Annotated in this window: 13 protein-coding genes; 8 read left to right on the top strand and 5 right to left on the bottom strand. The window is 42.7% G+C overall.

What is annotated here, in order from left to right; all coding sequences use genetic code 11:
• The first annotated feature begins 97 nt into the window (after positions 1-97).
• Both ABWT76_RS20930 and ABWT76_RS20925 read left to right on the top strand, forming a co-directional pair.
• The gene (locus ABWT76_RS20930; protein ID WP_054466864.1) at positions 98-652 is read left to right on the top strand and encodes a phycobiliprotein lyase; all 555 of its coding nucleotides are present in this window, start codon (positions 98-100) and stop codon (positions 650-652) included.
• A gap of 931 nt (positions 653-1,583) precedes the next feature.
• The gene (locus ABWT76_RS20925) at positions 1,584-3,437 is read left to right on the top strand and encodes a hypothetical protein (RefSeq protein ID WP_354634904.1); all 1,854 of its coding nucleotides are present in this window, start codon (positions 1,584-1,586) and stop codon (positions 3,435-3,437) included.
• A gap of 991 nt (positions 3,438-4,428) precedes the next feature.
• On the opposite strand, the gene ABWT76_RS20920 is transcribed toward ABWT76_RS20925, so the two are convergent.
• The 3 genes from ABWT76_RS20920 to ABWT76_RS20910 all read right to left on the bottom strand — a co-directional run bounded on the left by ABWT76_RS20920 (position 4,429) and on the right by ABWT76_RS20910 (position 10,812).
• Positions 4,429-5,067, bottom strand: a complete 639-nt coding sequence (locus ABWT76_RS20920; protein WP_156331639.1) for a MarC family protein — start codon at positions 5,065-5,067, stop codon at positions 4,429-4,431.
• Positions 5,068-5,319: 252 nt separating this feature from the next.
• Positions 5,320-8,805: a S8 family serine peptidase gene (locus ABWT76_RS20915; RefSeq protein ID WP_054465731.1), complete on the bottom strand. Its 3,486-nt coding sequence runs from the start codon at positions 8,803-8,805 to the stop codon at positions 5,320-5,322.
• Positions 8,806-9,438: 633 nt separating this feature from the next.
• The gene (locus ABWT76_RS20910) at positions 9,439-10,812 is read right to left on the bottom strand and encodes an NB-ARC domain-containing protein (RefSeq protein WP_354634903.1); all 1,374 of its coding nucleotides are present in this window, start codon (positions 10,810-10,812) and stop codon (positions 9,439-9,441) included.
• Positions 10,813-11,730: 918 nt separating this feature from the next.
• Here ABWT76_RS20910 and ABWT76_RS20905 point away from each other — a divergent pair.
• From ABWT76_RS20905 to ABWT76_RS20895, 3 genes are all read left to right on the top strand, one after another.
• The gene (locus ABWT76_RS20905; protein ID WP_190878553.1) at positions 11,731-12,054 is read left to right on the top strand and encodes a hypothetical protein; all 324 of its coding nucleotides are present in this window, start codon (positions 11,731-11,733) and stop codon (positions 12,052-12,054) included.
• 36 nt (positions 12,055-12,090) lie between these two features.
• The gene (locus ABWT76_RS20900) at positions 12,091-13,560 is read left to right on the top strand and encodes an ATP-binding cassette domain-containing protein (protein ID WP_354634902.1); all 1,470 of its coding nucleotides are present in this window, start codon (positions 12,091-12,093) and stop codon (positions 13,558-13,560) included.
• Between the two features lie 156 nt (positions 13,561-13,716).
• Positions 13,717-13,938, top strand: coding sequence for a DUF6887 family protein (locus ABWT76_RS20895; protein WP_054465736.1), 222 nt, complete (start codon positions 13,717-13,719; stop codon positions 13,936-13,938).
• A 581-nt stretch (positions 13,939-14,519) separates the two neighbouring features.
• Here ABWT76_RS20895 and ABWT76_RS20890 read toward each other — a convergent pair.
• A complete protein-coding gene (locus tag ABWT76_RS20890) occupies positions 14,520-15,623 on the bottom strand; it encodes an inositol-3-phosphate synthase (RefSeq protein WP_354634901.1) in 1,104 nt (367 codons plus the stop codon).
• A 247-nt stretch (positions 15,624-15,870) separates the two neighbouring features.
• Here ABWT76_RS20890 and ABWT76_RS20885 point away from each other — a divergent pair, with 247 nt between their 5' ends.
• Both ABWT76_RS20885 and ABWT76_RS20880 read left to right on the top strand, forming a co-directional pair.
• Entirely contained in the window at positions 15,871-17,031 is a 1,161-nt protein-coding gene (locus ABWT76_RS20885; RefSeq protein WP_054465738.1) for a histidinol-phosphate transaminase, read from the top strand.
• 54 nt (positions 17,032-17,085) lie between these two features.
• The gene (locus ABWT76_RS20880) at positions 17,086-17,577 is read left to right on the top strand and encodes an ureidoglycolate lyase (RefSeq protein ID WP_054465818.1); all 492 of its coding nucleotides are present in this window, start codon (positions 17,086-17,088) and stop codon (positions 17,575-17,577) included.
• Between the two features lie 188 nt (positions 17,578-17,765).
• Here the strand turns inward: ABWT76_RS20880 and ABWT76_RS20875 are convergent, their stop codons facing one another.
• Positions 17,766-18,515, bottom strand: a complete 750-nt coding sequence (locus ABWT76_RS20875) for a DUF561 domain-containing protein (RefSeq protein ID WP_190878545.1) — start codon at positions 18,513-18,515, stop codon at positions 17,766-17,768.
• On the opposite strand from ABWT76_RS20875, the gene ABWT76_RS20870 reads away from it, so the two are divergent.
• Complete coding sequence (locus ABWT76_RS20870) at positions 18,514-18,714, top strand: hypothetical protein (protein ID WP_156331640.1); 201 nt, start codon at positions 18,514-18,516, stop codon at positions 18,712-18,714. The two genes, ABWT76_RS20875 and ABWT76_RS20870, sit on opposite strands and share 2 nt — an antisense overlap.
• The last annotated feature ends 184 nt before the right edge of the window (positions 18,715-18,898 follow it).

Here is an 18,898-nt window from a genome sequence, read left to right as displayed (position 1 = left end):
CCAGTTATTTGCCTTATTTGCCGAAAAATTGCGATCGCTAATAATTCAAGCCCTAAAATAGTCAGATGATAGCTTGACTATGAGGAACCGATCAAACATGGACACATCTAAATTTCACTACTTTTTTGACTGTTGTGTCGGTCAATGGAAAACTGAACGCACTTATCATTACTTGACTTATCAGGAAGTGGAGCGATCGCGGACTGAATTTGTGGTGAGTCCTTTGACGACCACCCAAAAAACTCAGGTTCTAGCAGACAATGGGCGACCCCCCCATTCTGACTTAGATACTTTGCCCGGATTTCATCTCGAATTTGAAACCATTTCCGAAAAGGGCGAACAAGTCTCCCAGCAGCTTAATTTGCTTTTTGTCCCCACCAGTTCTCACGGGTCTATTTTAGAAGGAGACTATTTGCGCGATCGGGCTTATGAAGAAGCCAAACCCATGATCTCCCATTTTCGGTTCGATCGGGACACCCGGGAACTACTAATGACCACCAACTACACTCGGGTGATTTCCGTTGATTCAATTACCTTGATTAACCCAAATTTACGCATTCGCAAAATCCTCAACTATCAGCGTCCCTTCAATGACCAGCCTTTAGAACAAGTGGTATTAGTCGGATTTGGGGTTGAGCAAAAAGTTCTCTAATGGAACAAATTTGGTATCTGGGTTATGACCCAAGTCGATCAATTGCAGTCAGTTTGCCAAGAAAATTCCTTAACGACATTGAAAGCTCTGAAATGCACGAAGTCCTTCAATGGGCATAACTCAGATATTTAGTCAATTACTTCCCGGATTACTTCCCGGATTACTTCCCGGATTACTTCCCGGATTACTTCCCGGATCTTGTGTCCTTGTGCCAAATTTATCCATATTTGTCCATACTCTTTTTCGTCCGCAGAAATTTTTAGACTTTTTTAGACTTTTTTAGACTTTAAGCGGGATCTAAGTTGATTTTTTGGTCAAATTTGACCGAACGAGGAAAAATATTAATTTTTGTAACGTTTTTTAACAATTTTGGCAATTAAGTAACCGTCAGTCGGCAAATGGCATACGGTGATAAACCAATGAGTTGATTCATCTCCAGGGGATCTCTCCAGGGGCGATCCCATCATCCGATCCTGAGCAAAGGGAAAAAGTGAACCGGGGACAAAAGATATGATTCAAACTAACCCCTTCAATGATACGATGTGAACATTGAGCGGTGCTTTTATGGATTTTTACTTCCTGTAGCTTAATCGGTCTTAACAGACTTGTCTCAACAACAATTCGCTCAAAAGACCAGTACATTTTTATAATGAATGCTAATTTTTTTCAGGATAGTAGGAATCAGTTTAAAATTAACCGCAACCATAAAACCCCCCTGATTTTGCGTTTGTAACCGGGCAAAAAGTCAAAAAATAATGCTGTATTTTATAGCAAATTATCTGGGCATAAAATAAAAAGAAAACGCTAAACATTATTCAAGCAATGATAGTGTTTTCATTCTGGCGAGCCTCAAATTAGGACGCCTGACCAAAACGCATCGGGGAAATCATTCAATTTGACGAAATTAAGAGGCAGCCATAGGAGGGTGTCAATGGCAAAAAAAAAGCGCGATATGATTAAAGCAAATCCAGATGGACAAATGAAAATGCAAGTATCAATTAGCCGCACTGGTAGTCAGTCTTTCACTACAATGGCTGAAGCCGTGAAGATGTCTCGGACTCAGTTTTTTGAGCAACTATCCAGAGGGAATATCGATATATCTAGTGATGGATCGGAGATCACGATCACCTTAAAAACTAACCTAGTTGATAGCAGTGAAAGTGACACTTCGGCGAGTCACAAGTCCACACAGAAAAAACAAGTGGTTCAAGTGACGGCAACACCGAACCATCGCCTTTCAGAAAAACTATCCTCAGAACAGCAGCATCCTGAGATGGCTGAGGCACAAGATTCTCAGGAACAAGCCAGTTTTATTGTCGATTTAAAACACAAAATTGCTGAATTAGAGCAACAGTTACAACAACAAGGGACTCAAAACACTTCTTCTGTTTCCCCTGAGCAATACCAAGCTTTACAGCAAGATTCGGCAGCACAAGCTAACCGCATTCAGGACTTGGAGCAACAAGTTACCAACTTTGAGCAACAAGTAGCCCATTTACAAGCTGAAGCTAACTCTAAGGTGGCAGCGGCTGAGTATGATGCGGTGCAGCAACAGTCCCAACAGCAAGCCCAGCGGATTGGTGAACTTGAGCAACAAGTAGCCCATTTACAAGCTGAAGCTAACTCTAAGGTGGCAGCGGCTGAGTATGATGCGGTGCAGCAACAGTCCCAACAGCAAGCCCAGCGGATTGGTGAACTTGAGCAACAAGTAGCCCATTTACAAGCTGAAGCTAACTCTAAGGTGGCAGCGGCTGAGTATGATGCGGTGCAGCAACAGTCCCAACAGCAAGCCCAGCGGATTGGTGAACTTGAGCAACAAGTAGCCCATTTACAAGCTGAAGCTAACTCTAAGGTGGCAGCGGCTGAGTATGATGCGGTGCAGCAACAGTCCCAACAGCAAGCCCAGCGGATTGGTGAACTTGAGCAACAAGTAGCCCATTTACAAGCTGAAGCTAACTCTAAGGTGGCAGCGGCTGAGTATGATGCGGTGCAGCAACAGTCCCAACAGCAAGCCCAGCGGATTGGTGAACTTGAGCAACAAGTAGCCCATTTACAAGCTGAAGCTAACTCTAAGGTGGCAGCGGCTGAGTATGATGCGGTGCAGCAACAGTCCCAACAGCAAGCCCAGCGGATTGGTGAACTTGAGCAACAAGTAGCCCATTTACAAGCTGAAGCTAACTCTAAGGTGGCAGCGGCTGAGTATGATGCGGTGCAGCAAAAGTCGGAATGGCAAGCCCAACGGATTGGTGAACTTGAGCAACAAGTAGCCCATTTACAAGCTGAAGCTAACTCTAAGGTGGCAGCGGCTGAGTATGATGCGGTGCAGCAAAAGTCGGAATGGCAAGCCCAACGGATTGGTGAACTTGAGCAACAAGTGGCCCATTTACAAGCTGAAGCTAACTCTAAGGTGGCAGCGGCTGAGTATGATGCGGTGCAGCAACAGTCGGAATGGCAAGCCCAACGGATTGGTGAACTTGAGCAACAAGTAACCCATTTACAAGCTGAAGCTAACTCTAAGGTGGCAGCGGCTGAGTATGATGCGGTGCGGCAAAAGTCGGAATGGCAACATCAGGCGATCGCCACTTTAGAAAAACAACTTCAAGAGTCCCAAAACCGGGTATCACAAACAGTGTCCTCGGAAATTTATCAAGCGTTGCAACGTCAAGTTGAACAACAAGCTCGTTCGATTTCTGTGTTGCAAGCGGAAGTCTCTAATTTCCGTTCAATGGCCATCATCGGCGAAAATATGCTGAATAAATGGCAGTTGCGGAATTTTTCTAAATAGCGATTAACTGCCCGTCTAACTGCCAGTCGTTTGTCGGTAATTTATAGAGTCGTTATTAGACAAGAGTACAAAGTAAAGGATCGATCGCTCCTTGATCGCTCCTTGATCGCCCCTTGATCCCCCCTTAAAAAAGGGGGCAGGGGCGCTTTTTAGAATTTTGCAAGAAGTTTATTGAAAAAATTTGCTCGTGATTTTCAAGGGAATAAATATATATAAAAAACCGGGTTTTTTGAGATATATAGCAATCCTAAAACAAGGTAGAAAATTTGCCCGGATTTCCTGGAATGGTAATAAAAATTTACAAACCAGGGGTAGAAGGCAACAACCCCACCCGGAGACTTACTATCTACAGTGTGAAGCGGGCTTATTGGTGGTAACTCTTAACCAGATGGGGAATCCCCGAAGAGCCAATTAGGGTTAGGCGTGGGTTAGCGCAAGCAAACGCCCGTCCTGAATCCTCTCTAATAATAAGTAGCGAAACTGGTTGATCTGCTGCGTTCAAAATGAACATGGGGAATAAGTGGGTAATTATTTGATTAACCCACAAAAGTCAAAGTAAGCAGTAGACAAGGCTTTGATATTGAAGTCCTAAAAGTACCCAGGGGGATAGGGTGGACTATTAGCTAATTATACCCGAAACCACGGAACGAAGTATCCCCCTCTTGGCTCTCAAAGCAATTTTATTAGTGATAAGTGTAAGCGCAAACCTTTGTGGAGGTCAGATGTATCTAGAAGCAAAAGACTGGGGGAATGCCCGGTATATGCAGACGGGATACGGCGGTAAAGTTAGTCCTAACATGGTTTACTTGAATACGTTATCAGCCACCTGCAAAGGTAGGAATAAATTAAAACATTCATTGTGCGTAAAGTGAGCGAAAGCTGAGTGAGTAATTGCCCCCACGATGCCTGTAAATGCAATACATCGAACGGCCCGAACCGAACCATCAAGGCGGCATCGTCCAACGGGTCAAAGTGAGAAGACTATGCCAATTTACTTGATAATAATTGCCAAACTTTTTAAAGAAATTAATATAACCTCGATAGCCAAAGATACCTGAATAAAATTTAAGACTAAAGTAGCTAAAGTGAGAAATTGAATCAGTCCCGGTATTTTGATAATTTTATCGGCAAATAGCATCGCGATTAAATCAAAAATCATGATGGTTAACAAACTTTTTACAATAATCCATTGCATATCCCAATTACCTTGAAACAAGGTGGTAAAAATCAGAATCGCGGCGATGCCAATAGGGGGAATAATAATCGGAGATACGATGGGACGAATCGCCAGTTGTATGGCTGTTAGTTCAGTTTTGGGAATGTCTAAAGGTGGTTGAAGATGAGGAAAAGTGTTAAACAGGGCAGAAATGAGCAGTATTAAACCCCCAGCCAGCCGCTGGGCGTCGAGAGAAAGCTGATATTTGGCTATTAAATGATGTCCAAACAATGCTACCAATAAAACAACGATTGTGGCGAAGATGGCCGCCCAAATTGCCACATTTCGCCGATATTCTGGAGTGGCATTATGAGTGAGTTTGACAAAAGGAAAGATGATTTTGACAGGCCCTAGACTGAGAAAGAAAATGGTAAAGATAAATTGTGGGTCAGCGTTGACAATAATTGATGACATAAAATCTGAAAGATTGGGATAGTTGGGATTAGACAAGATTGCAAAATACCGGATCGATACCCCCAACCCCCCCAACCCCCCAACCCCCCGATCTAAGGGAGGCTTTTTAGAATTTTGCAATAACTCTATTATAATAAACCGGATTTGGTATTAAAATGGATTAAAGTGTATTAAGATATTAAAGACACCGCATTGCGGTGTCTTTAATCTGTCCCTAATTACTATAAGTTTACCAAAAATTCACCAGAAATTTTACAATTCTAAGGGATCAAAAATGCCATTTTCTGTCAGCCCAAATGGGTTTGCTGTACTGGTGATTAAATTTTCCACTTGTGCCAGATTTAAATTAGGATTGGCGCTGATAATTAAGGCCGCTACTCCAGCAATATGGGGGGCAGCCATTGATGTGCCTTCCCAAAAATCATAGCGATCGCTTAATAGGGAAGAATAGACTTCTTTGCCCGGTGCAACTACATAATTTTGGGGAGTGCTGCCTGCACGATTAGTGAAATCTGCGATCGCCTTGTTTTTTTCCACTGCCCCGACTGCCAAGCCGATTTCTGATGCTAATTGTGCCGGATAAACTTTTTGGCTAAAACGTTGACCGCCAGAAATTGCACTGAGGCCATCATTTCCTGATGCCATGACTACTACTACACCGTTTTCATTGGCATAGCGCACCGCTGCGGAAATTTCGGGATTTTCTCCCTGAGAACCCAAGCTAAGATTAATTACGTCAGCGCCATTATCAACAGCATAACGAATCCCACCAGTAATCGGGTCTTCTTCGCCTCGGAAAATACCCAGCGATCGGATGGCCATAATTTTGGCATCGGGGGCAACTCCAGTCACGCCAAAAGAGTTATTTTCCCCGGCAATAATTCCCGCTACATGAGTGCCATGACCGCCGACGGGATCTGTATCTTTGGGATCGTTATCATTATCCAGAAAATCCCAGCCGCGCCAATCATCAATAAAGCCATTATTATCATCATCAATGCCATTTCCGGGAATTTCAGATTCGTTAAACCAAAGATTATCATCGATATCAGGATGAGTGTAGTCAACACCACTATCAATCACCGCGACAACTACTCCTTTCCCGGTATATCCTTGCTGCCAAACTTTGGGGGCACCGATCGCATCTAAGCCCCAGTCCGTCCCACCCAAGGGCGCAACTTCGGGAAACGATTCTGAACCAATGGCTTGAGCAACTGCTGCCGCTGCATCGACTAATCCATGACCCGTATCCCGGTTATAATTGTTAGGAATTAAGTTGAGTTGATAGGCCGTATTTCCCTGGGTTTGAGATACCCAAACATAATAAGTTCCTGGGGCTAAATTACTTTGGCTAATTTGTTCTGGACTTGCTCCAGTTGCAGCAGCGATCGCGATAATTTCCTCTGGTTCAATTTGGCCATTATTGTTGCGGTCTTGAACCAACCGGATATCCGCATTTGCTGACATTTCATCAAGCAAAATAGTCACATCACTGGCTGATTCCAGGTTAAATCGGTACAGATGATTGCGATCGCCCCCTTCATTATTGCCAGTCACCAATCCTGCTTCCTGTTGCCAGCCATTCAATACTCCCAAATCTTTGGCGGTAGCTAAACTATTTCCGGCGGTTTGGGCAGGAGGAGTAATTGGGTTATTTTCCATCCATAAATAATAGGAACCTGGCCCCATTGCGTGAGCTACGCGGATAAAATAAGTGCCGGGAGTTAGGGTACGATTAATATATTCACGATAAGCCCCTTGGGATTCAGAACCGACAATCACTTCATCCCCATCAACCAAGCCATTGCCATTCACATCTTGGATTAAATAAACTTGGCTATTAGCGGTTTGTTCATCCAAAAATAGAGTCAATTGACTAAAATCATTGACTTGGAAACGATAGAAATCATCCGGGTCTTCAGCACTAACAAAATCTCGGCGGGTTTGTACCCCATTGACTACCCCTAAATCAGCCGCTTGACCGATAAAATTTCCCGCCCCATCTGGGGGCAAATTCTCAGAAATAACTTCCGCACTCAAAGTATAGGCAGTTTCGCCTTTTGCCTTGGCAACTCCGACATAATAAGTCCCCCGTCCCAAGAGGCGATTTAAAGTATAGTCTGCCCCATCTTCTGCGGAGGGAAACTTAATGATTTCTCGACCCGAAAATCCTCCATCTTCATTAATATCGTGAATTAAAATTAAATCTGCTTTGTTATTAATACCTTGTAAACGTAAACTTACTTCACTACTTTTTTCTAGGAAAAAAGCATAGAAATCATAAGGGTTGCCATAGCCTACAAAGTCAGTTACTACGGGTTTAGCTTTTTTGTTGAGAGTACCTAAATTGCCCCAAGAAACGGGATTTTCATTAGTCGCACCTTCTGCGGGGACGGGGGCAGGAATCCCATCGATTTTGAGGGTGTAACCTGTGGGTTCACCGACTTGACCCACTTGGACAAAGTAGTTGCCTGGGAGTAAATTTTGGGCAATAATTGCATCAGGATAAGGCACCTCTTGATTGGTGCCATCTAACCAGGCAAAAAATTCCGATAAATCAATTTCTCCATTGCGATCTATATCTACAGGTTCTTTATAGTTGGCAATAGTTTCTACGACTTCATCGGGGTCAAGCAGTCCATTGCCATTGGTATCTCTGACTAATTGTAAGCGGATGTCTGTATTCACCCCTTCTAGGGTAATATATACATCACTCTGGCGATTAGTTTGAAATTGATAAAAGTTCTGCGATCGCCCTGGATTAACCACATCCCGAACTACTTGAGATTCTATTAATAATCCCAAATTTAATGCCGTCCCCGGACTGTTCCCCGCGCCACTGGGTTTCCGCAATAGTTCTGATGTTTCTGCATAGATGTTTAAATCATAATTAGTGTCTCCTTCACTGCCGGAAACTTGAATAAAATAGTTACCGGGAGAAACTCCAAATAAGTCGATCGCCTCAATTGCTTCATCTTTCGCAACTATCGGCAATAACTGCTGCTTATCATCGGGAAAATTATTCTGATTGTCATCTTTAATGAGGGTTAAATTGGCTTTTTGGGACAAACCGGCTACTTTGATACTAATATCGCTCAAATCATTGAGAGAAAATTGATAATAATCGTCGCGATCGCTGGGGCCAACTACATCGGTTTTGACTAAATTAACCGGGTTAATATTATCCGCCCCGGTTAATATGCCCAAATTATTAGGAAAATATTGCCTTCCTTCCCCCCGTCCGGCAAAAATCCAATGATTAAAAGCACCGAGTTTATCGTTATTATATGCCGCCGCTACATCGGGGTTTAGGGCTAAGTAATAATCTAAATCCATTAATTGCGAAAATTTACGACCTTCGCGGATGCCTAGGTTGCGTAAATGCTCAAAGGCTAATTCGCGATCGCCCCCAAAAGCTTGGTTAACATCGGGATTTTCGCTCAGATATAAATTCAGATCGATCAGTCGAGAAAATTTGCGACCTTCTTTGATCCCATAGGTTTCTAAATGGCGATAAAGTTGTTCATTAGAGTATAGACCATTCTTTTCTAAGTCGGGATTTTCCGCCCGATAAACCTGGATATCGATAAATGGAGAAAAAGGGCGACCTTCTGCTAACCCATTATTTCTAAAATGCCGATATAATTTATCGTCAGTGTTAATTCCCGCTGCCGCTAAATCTGGGTTCATTAATGCATAGTATCTGGCATCAAATAGTTGGTTAATGTCAATGGACATAAAATATACCCTGGGATAAAAGGTGAGATGGATTTATACTAAAATCTGGTTCTTTTGAAGTACACTGTAGGGGCGAAGCATTCCGGCAGTAGGGGCGAATGGCCATTCGCCCCTACAATGCTGAAACTATTAATTTGACTGCCGGAATGCTTCGCCCCTACCAGCCGGAATGCTTCGCCCTTACGCTTTATAAATCATACAAATTCTCTGTGATCTATTCATCAGACAACCGCTGTAAGACAAGGTTGATTTTGTAGAGGCGATCGCCACCAAATTGACCTGACGGAAAATGAGCAAAGGAGGATTTTGACGACTTGGGAAAGTTGGGACAAAATATTTTGTCGTTATTTTGTCGTTGAGTCGGATTGTCCTGTTCCCTATTTCATCAAAAATTAAATTAAAATATACAAAACGTAACATTTCTTATATATATTGGCGGTGGGGGATAGGGAACGAAACCCAACATAAGTTTGCCCCCCTAACCACCCTTATAAAAAGAGGGGAATAAGAGGGAAAAAAACCACAGAGACACAGAGGACACAAAGAGAAGCTGTTAAGTCGTAGGTTGGGTTGAGGAACGAAACCCAACACCAGCCACGATATTTTTTTGGATATTCCCCACCACCCATTAATTTATCGATTATTATCATAAATTTGCAAATAAGCTCGAAATATTGGCGATAAATTAAACGAGATGGTTGGGGTTGCTTTGGGGGAGACAAGATAGCGCCGCTGTAAAGAGTATAATCCATTAATTAATTCCGTTGAGGACAATGATAAAGCGGTTTTTAACTGTTCTCTGGACATGGATATTTCCGCTTTGCTCAATTCTAAAGAAATTTGTTGTTCTACCGGGGATAATCGGTGGAATAATTCTCGAAATTGAGATTTCATTCCTTCGGTAATAATCGGGTTATCTTCTGTTAAGAAATCAGAGACTTTGCCCAAGAAAACTTTTTTGATTGTCCGGGCAATTTCTTTGAGGTAAACCGGATGACCTTCATATAATTCCATGAGTTGCCCCCAGCTTTGGCGATCGCTTAAGCCCAAATTTTGCAAAATATCTGGAGTTGCTAAACCCTGTAATTCTAAGCATTTTACCGGGTAGAATTCTTCATCTAAGCAGATCATTTCGGGACATTGTTCTTGAGAAAGCAAAATCACGCTGCTTTGATGTTCCATTTGGGTCAGCATGGTGAAAAAGGTTTTATAGTCGTTATGTTTCGGTTGATATTGTCCGGCAAATTGTCCAGGGATAAAGATTTCTTGCAGGTCATCCAGGATGATTAAACATCTTTGCTGACGCAAAAGATTGAACAGTTGCGTTAATTGGTTTTCATGGCGATCGCTGTCAGGATTAATCCCGGTTAAAATTTCCGCGATGATGGTGTTGAAAGATGGGCAAAGTTTCAGGCTTTTCCAGACGATTAGATCGAATTTTTCTAAGTTAAGGTCAACAAACCGTTTAACTAGGGTGGTTTTGCCAATTCCCGCAATGCCTAATACTGAAATTAACGCCGTGGGGCGATCGCACAACTCCTGGGATAGGGTGCTTAGTTCCGAGGTGCGATCGCAGAATTGTCTAATTTTTGGGGCTAAGGTTAAATCCTGGTATTTTACGTTTTGATATTTATTAGTTGGATTGGTTGTTTCTGGAGAAGCGATCGTATCCTGCGGATCTGCGCGATCGCGATAGGGACAATAGTTAATATTTCCATTAAATAGTACAACAAACTGAGGAGAATTGATAACTCTTTCTATCGTCCAACAAAAATTAGATTTATTAACATCTTCACCCACCTGTTTAGACAATATTTTAAATAACTTGCGGCTAGTATCTCCAATATAGTTTTCATTATAACCATTAGCAATATTTTCAGAAATTTCTTTATAAGTTTTTCCCTGCCAAATCCCTTGAATAACCTCTTTTTGCAGATCGTCGAGGTGTGTTCCTGTTTCTTTCTCGACCAGGCGATCGACAAATTGTAACACTTCCGTAATAGTCATAGACTTGAGGCAGAGTAAGGGTTTTAAGCATTATAGCTTACTTTGCGGCAATAAAATCTGGTTTTTTCTGGTTTTTGCTTAATATTTCTTTACAAAAATTGCCAGAAAATCAGTTATTTTTCGGCTATCAGTCTCGAAACCAAGGGATTTATCATCGAAATATACAATTTTTACCGATTGAGTCTAAAGGGGCAATCGCGATCGGTAGGGTGTGTTAGGCGGGCGATCGATTTTATGTACATCCGATAAGCTTTCAAATCCGCCGTAACGCACCAATCCCAGCGATATCACAGCAGTGCGCCGATCACCTCGCATCAATTCGCAATTGTTATTAGACAATCTCACCCACATGAGGGACAAAACAACATCTGTCATTCCCGCGCAGGCGGCAATCCATAAACAATACTCTATAGCACTACCAAGGTAAATGCTATATTTTCTCTTCCTCACTAACTTTTACTGACTTATTACCGATGGAATCCGAAAAAATCTCTCAAAATCCAACCGTCAACAAAAAATTAAACAGCTTTTGGTCTATTTTGTTGATAATTTTATTCTGGTTCGGTTCTGGTCTATTAATTTACCAAACCTTGAAAGTCCAACCCTCACCTGAACCCATGATTCAATTGAGTCAACCAAACAAAGACCCTAAAACCGATGATTCCTTGATATCCAAAGGGAAAAAAAGCTTCAACCAAGTTTGGCATTTCCTTGGCGACCAAGCTAGGCATTTTCCTGGTTTAAAATAGATATAAACTGGGGTGACATGAATTGCAACGATTTATCATAGTCGTTGTCTTAGCTAGACTATCCATTGCCATTGCCATTTGATTTTTTGATTGGCTGCCAGAAATATTTTTTTATCTGGCTAAATCATCTATTCTATCCCCTGTTGTTTCTCCGGAATTCTTAAGTATTATGTCTGAACCTCAATCTGAACCTCAAAAAGAAACCTCGCAAGAAAAATATGGGTTTTTGACTCCTAAATTTATTTTGGCCATAGGAGGAGTTATTGCTCTGTGGATATTAGCGATTACCATAGCTGTCAAGGGAGATAACTTTTTGTGCCTCCTAAGTATTTGTTCTAGCAACCCTCACGCCACTACTCCTTTTGCTGAATTAGTTCCTGTTACAGCCGCTGGGTTAACTGTTCTCCTGATGGCCGGTGTATTTGGAATGTCTATTCTCCCTGCACTGGGATTAGGCGCGATCAGTTTTTTGATTTTTCAATTCATTCATTGACCATAGATTTCGCCCTTTATTAGCACTATCTTCTTCATGGAAAATTTAATTGAACTCAAAAATGTATCTAAGACCTTTGAGAAATCCTTTTTCTCTACAGGAAAAACGATTCTGAAAAATATTAACTTCACGGTGAAGCCCGGAGAATTTGTGGTTTTACGAGGCGATAATGGATCCGGTAAAACCACAATTCTCAATCTGATTCTGGGTTTAATTAAACCCACCAGTGGCCAAGTTGAATTAATGGGTATCGAATCCAAAAATCCTGAATCAAAAAACCGCGTAGGTGTAGTTTTACAGGAAACCCAGTTTCCTAAGCATCTCAGCGTTCGAGAACTGCTCGATCTATTTCGCGGTTACTATTCTAATCCAATTTCTACCAAAGAAGCGCTCGATCGAGTTTCTCTGACCGATAAACAGAACAGTAAAGCCATATCTCTTTCTGGGGGGCAGAAGCAAAGGCTATTATTTGCTTTAGCCTTAATTGGCAATCCTCAACTTCTGATTTTAGATGAACCAACTCGAAATCTAGATGAAGATGGATATAAGGAATTTTGGCAGCAAATTTATCGGTGCAAAGAGCAAAGTATCACTATTTTAATGGTGACAAATAACCAATCAGACTGGGAGCAACTAAATAGCCTAGCCACCCGCTATATAACACTGAAAAAATTCTCTGAAGATTTAGAAGGCTCTCAAATTGAAATTGAAGAGTCCAACGTGCCAGTAAGTCCTGTGTCCAACTTAAATCTAGATGCTGCTGACCAGCCAACATCTTCAAACAATGCTTTTTTTGCACAGCTTTGGTCTGAGATATTGCAAATTTATCGCACGCCACTTTATTTGCTAGGAATTGTTGTGCCTATTTTGGCTATTATTGTTAGCATTGCGTTAAAAAAAGAAGGCAATGAAGCTAAGGAGATTCTTGTTGGATTATCCTTCGTATATATGATTGCATTCGCATTACAAGCACTGCCCGGTCAAATTTCAACAGAACGAGCAGAAGGCTGGCTAAAGTTGCTCCGATCTACTCCACTTTCTTCAGAGATTTATATTGCTGCCAAAATAGTTGTTTCTTTGCTGATTTCCGTCGGAGTCGTATTACTTACCTTAATTGTTGGATCTTTAACACTTGGATTTACCTTTGATCCCCTTCATTGGATAGCTTTATTTGCTGCTTTTATCATAGTGGCTATTCCCCTGCTTGGATTTAGTCTAACAGTTGGCTATTTGGTTAATCCAAAATCGGTTAATAATGTTAATGGTTTGGCATTTTTCGTTATTTTATTACTCTCAGGAACAATTCAAATTCCTAATTTATTTTGGGAAAAAGCTACGGTTTTATCACCTGTGTATCACGCTCAAAAACTTATATTTTTGTCAGCGGATTTTCCCATAGACGGTAAGACGTATCTTTTATTGCATTTGAGTTGGCTATTGTGGGCGAGCGGTATTTTTATTACTCTTGCTGTTTGGGCGTATCAACGTGATAGTGTGACTGAATAGGATTTTCCGTTAAATATTCCTAATTTTTCCTTGAGTTAATTGGTTTAGGCGAATGAGAAAATCATCGACAAAGATTATCTCGATCGCCCTTAACCTTTTTTTCCAGTGAAGAACTGCAAATTGTTGTATATGCTAACGGGCAATGGAGGCTTTTAAATGAGACCGAACTTTGAAGCAATGACTAATGCTGAGTTAAGAGCTTATGCATTAGCCCATCGAGAAGATATGGAACCTTTGCGAGTATTATACGATCGTCGCAGTCCCGACTCAGAAGCTACTTGGTATCCGGCACCTTTAACCGAAGAAACCATTAAAATTTCTGAGGAAGCAATTAAACAACGCATTCAAGAAATCGAAAATAAAAAGAAACAAGCTTAAAATTCGGTGCTTTACATTCCTAAGTAGGGCGAAGCATTCCGTAGGGGCGAAGCATTCCGTAGGGGCGAAGCATTCCGGTAGATAGCTTATTACTTAAAATATTGTAGGGGCGAATGGCCATTCGCCCCTACACTGCCGAAATGCTTCGCCCCTACAATATTTTACAGGGGTTTTCAGATTACTAAACCACGAGCGGGCGAAGCATTCCGGCAGGTAGGTTAATATTTTAAGTAATAATTTATCTGCCGGAATGCTTCGCCCCTACAGATATATAGCAGTCCTATATCAGTTGTGGAATTGTCGGGGTAACAGGTTTGGCAAGCGTGAGCTTACCCCTAAACGCGCCGGGGCAACCACCGCCATCGGATTGCCCCTACAAAAATATTACGATTTCTATAGGACTGCTATATGTGGTTTACTCGCGGAGAAAATTGCATTAACGCACCCTACGGCGTATATTTACTCCCAGGAAGTATAAAAAAATTTGTTATTCGTTATTCGTGGTTTAGGGGCAGCCCCGAAATAATCCATCAAATAACAAATAACAAACAACAAATAACAAAAAAGTCAAACAAAAGTCTCTATTCTTGACGCTGACCGGCAATGAATTCGTTCGTCATGCGATAGGCTTCATCATCAGTGAACTGTTGCGGGGGATGCTTCATAAAATAGGCTGAAGGAGAATATAAAATCCCACCTTTTTGGTTATTCAGGGCTAATTGACAGCAGCGAATGGCATCAATGGAAACCCCGGCAGAATTAGGAGAATCTTCTACGGATAACCGCAGTTCTAAATTCATCGGCACATCTCCGAAAAGTTTGCCTTCCATCCGAATAAAGGCCACTTTATTATCTTTCTGCCAAGGCACATAATCACTAGGGCCAATATGAATATTTTCATCTTCGAGTCTTTCCCCCATAACCGATTGCACCGCTTCGGTTTTCGATTCTTTTTTGGAAGAAAGACGACTGCGATTTAGCATATTCATAAAATCGGTGTTGCCGCCAGTATTTATTTGATAAGTTCGTTCAATTTTCACCCCTCTCTTTTTAAATAAATCAGTGAGAGTTCTATGGGTGATGGTGGCGCCAACTTGTGCTTTAATATCATCTCCAATAATCGGGATATTTTTCTGTTTAAATTTTTCCGCCCATAAAGGATTACTGGCAATAAATACCGGAATACAGTTAATGAAAGCTACGCCCGCATCTACGGCACATTCCGCATAGAAACAAGTGGCTTCTTCCGAACCCACGGGAAGATAATTTATCAGAATTGTTGTGCCAGATTCTTTTAAGATTTTGACTACATCTTCTTTAGATGGTTCGGGAACATCACTGAGAACAAAGGTGTATGGTTCATCATAGTTTTTCATGTGATCTGAGAAACCATCCAGGACTTTACCCATACTGACTTTTACACCAGTTTTAGGTAGTGAATCGCAAAAAACTATGGTACAATTGGGTGGGGCAAAGATGGCTTCAGAAACTTCTAGGCCAACTTTGCGTTTATCAATATCAAAGGCTGCTACGACTTCAATATCTGATGGTTTGTAGCCGCCGATTTCCCAGTTCATTAATCCAATGGCTTCTTCAGGATTTTTTCCTTTGTAATATTCAATTCCTTGAATTAGAGAACTGGCACAGTTACCAACGCCTACCACTGCTAATTTAATTTTTTCCACAGCAACTTCCTATTTTAGATGCAATTTTGGGGTCGAAATGGTCAGGGTTCATCCTAGCATAACCACAGCAATCATTATAAAGATAAACGTAGTAAATATTCCTAGGGTGATGGGTGATTGCATCGTACAATGGCTTGGTTGATTTCTAATTAATAATCAGAAATTATTCGCCCGGTTGCGAGAAGTTGTTAAAGAAACGGATACTGATATATATTAGTGTGCTGCTTTGAAGCAGAGAGAATGATTCATGCTAAGTTTTATTCGGTCAGACCTGGCCCAGTTTACTGCCTATACTCCTCATCCTGGGGGATGCGAACCGGAGACAGATCGCCCGGTGATGGCGATCGATCGCCTGGATACGAATGAATGTCCCTACGACTTGCCAGGGGATTTAAAAGAAAAGTTGGCTTGGGTTTACCAAAAAGAAATTGAGAATAATCGCTATCCCGACGGGGGACATATTGCCCTAAAAGAGGCGATCGCCGCTTATGTGAATGAAGCTTCTCCAGAGTCCCCAGTCCAAGGGTTGAATATTTCCGTGGGCAATGGGTCTGATGAACTGATTCGTTCCCTGCTGATTGCCACTTGTTTGGGGGGGTCGGGGGCAATTTTGGTGGCGAATCCCACTTTTTCCATGTATGCCATTATCGCCAAAACCCTGGGAATTCCCGTGGTAGAGGTGGGACGGTCTGAAACAACTTTTGAAATTGACCTCACTGCTGCCCAGGAAGCGATATTGCATCCGCAACGCTCCGCGATCGCCTCCACGGAAAATCCCCCAATCCGGGCGGTGTTTCTGGTGCATCCCAACTCCCCAACCGCGAACCCCCTCAGCGAAGCAGAATTAAACTGGATCGGAACGTTGCCCCCAGAAATTATGGTGGTGATTGACGAGGCTTATTTTGAATTTAGCCAAACCACTTTGGTGGGAAAATTGCCCCAACATCCCAACTGGGTGATTTTGCGGACGTTTTCCAAAGCGTTTCGTTTAGCGAGTCATCGGGTGGGATATGCGATCGCCCATCCCGAACTAATTGCCATCCTGGAAAAAGTCCGTTTGCCTTATAACTTGCCTGGGTTCACCCAAGCAGCGGCCCAAACCGCCCTACTTCACCGCCAAACTTTACTTCAAGCTATTCCCGAAATTATTCAGGAACGCGATCGCCTATATAATGCCTTAGTCAAAATTCCCCAACTGCAAGTTTGGCCCAGTGGCGCGAACTTTATTTATGTGCGCCTAAAAAACACCAGCCCCGCTCAAATGGATCCAGCTTTGAGTCAAATTGCCCAACAACTCAAAGCCCAGGGGACTTTGATTCGCCATACCGGAGGTGGTTTAAGAATTACCATCGGCACCCCAGAGGAAAATCAGCGCACCTTAGAACGGTTGCAAGGCTTAAACCTGTAAACATCGCTTTTTTGGGTGGGCTTTTATCCCACCCGAACCTTAATTTTATTGGCTATGAATCCATCAATATTGTTACAAAAAATCCCCGCGCAATTGATTACAAAGGAAAATTTTAACCCTTACGGTCAAGTAATTTTCCCCCAGGGTCATGGCAAAATGTTTGATGCGGAAGATGCTCAATTAAACCTGAAAAATGGCATTCCCCGATTTTATATTATGCGCCTGAATCAAATAGGGCGAAAATTTCATCAGATTACCCGTCACGGGCAATGCACTCAATGTTTAGGTTCTCTGGAAGGAAAAGACTGGTTTATGGTTGTTGCCCCACCCAGTCAGAGTGCAGTCCCCAACCGGGAACAGATGAAAGCGTTTCGGATTCCCGGTAATTGTTTTATTAAATTAGAAGTAGGAACTTGGCACGCTGGCCCCTATTTTGAGCATGAATTTGTGGATTTTTATAATCTAGAATTGAGTGATACTAATGTGGTGGATCACTTCACATATAATTTCCGTAAATCCGACGGTTTAGAGTTTGAAATTGTTTAGAAATTGTTTCCTCGGGTGAGCAAATTTTTGCCCATTTTACTCGCCATATGTCATTCCCGCGAATGCGGGAATCCACATTTTTCAGTACATTAATTTACGGTTTCGTAGGGTGGGCAAATCTTGCCCACCCTACATTTTTAAGTCATTCCCGCGAATGCGGGAATCCACATTTTTCAGCGAATTTGATCCTACACCGCAACTTGAGAACGGCTGACCGTAGCCAAGGCTTCAACCAAACTACGCACCACAGCGATCATTTCGATTTCGCTTTCCAGACGGTTGACAGCAGAACCAACACCGACACCAGCGGCGCCCGCAGCGATCGCCATTGGGGCTGTGACGTTAGAAATGCCGGAGGCACATAACACGGGCACGGATACGGCGCGAGAAATTTCCGCCGCTGCTGCCAAAGTGGGGGCAGCTTTTTCAATCAAGCCCAGAGTGCCGGGGTGAGCGGGCTGGCTGCTGGTGCCGCCTTCGGTTTGGATAATATCCGCCCCAGCTTTGACCAATGCTTCGGCCAATTCTACTTGTCGATCCAGTTCCAGAATGTGCGGAACGGTGACAGATAAGGTAATTTCCGGCAACAGGGCGCGAGTTTCGCGGGTCAGTTGCAGCACTTCTGCCGCTTCAAACCGGATGCCTTGGGCATAAAACGCATCAAAATTACCGATTTCAATTAAATCCGCACCGGCAGCGACTGCCGGGACAAACTTGGCGGCTTCTACCGCAGAAACGCAGATAGGCAGGTTGGTTAAGCTTTTGGCTAATTTGACCAATTCTGGGTCAGCGGCAATATCCAGAAAAGTAGCCCCACCGCGATCGGCAGCCCGAACCACTTTGGCGACGCTGGTCGGATCGAAGTTGGTCAGTCCGGCAATAATTTTAAGAGCGCGGCCTTCTTGGAATGCTCTCTGTAGTTTTGGTTGAATCGTCATGGTTCTACCCTGCGAAAATGATCATCCTCATTTTGACATTGACCGGCGATCGAAGCCAGTCAGCCTGGGAATCAAAATCATTCATCAATCTTTACAATTCACCCAAAAGGGCGGACACCAACCATCCACCGCCCTTACCACGGATTCTCCGCAAGGCACTCATCCTAGGGAGCGATCGCTCCTGCCGCCTTCAAAGTAGCGACTCACCGCCAAGCTATTGTGTTCGATACCTGATTATTGTTAAATATCATTGCCCCCCGGTTTGGTACTTTCTCGTCACCAAACCTAGGGGGTTTTCTTGGTGTAAGGGCATTGATCTGCTAGTCAGAGATATTAAATTGCCAGAATTCTGCAATAATTTCCAATAATGTTTATGAGTCAGA

This window comes from Planktothricoides raciborskii GIHE-MW2, from assembly GCF_040564635.1.
Taxonomy (GTDB): domain Bacteria; phylum Cyanobacteriota; class Cyanobacteriia; order Cyanobacteriales; family Laspinemataceae; genus Planktothricoides; species Planktothricoides raciborskii.
Note: the sequence above shows the minus strand (reverse complement) of the source record. Positions and strands in the feature narration are given on the sequence as shown.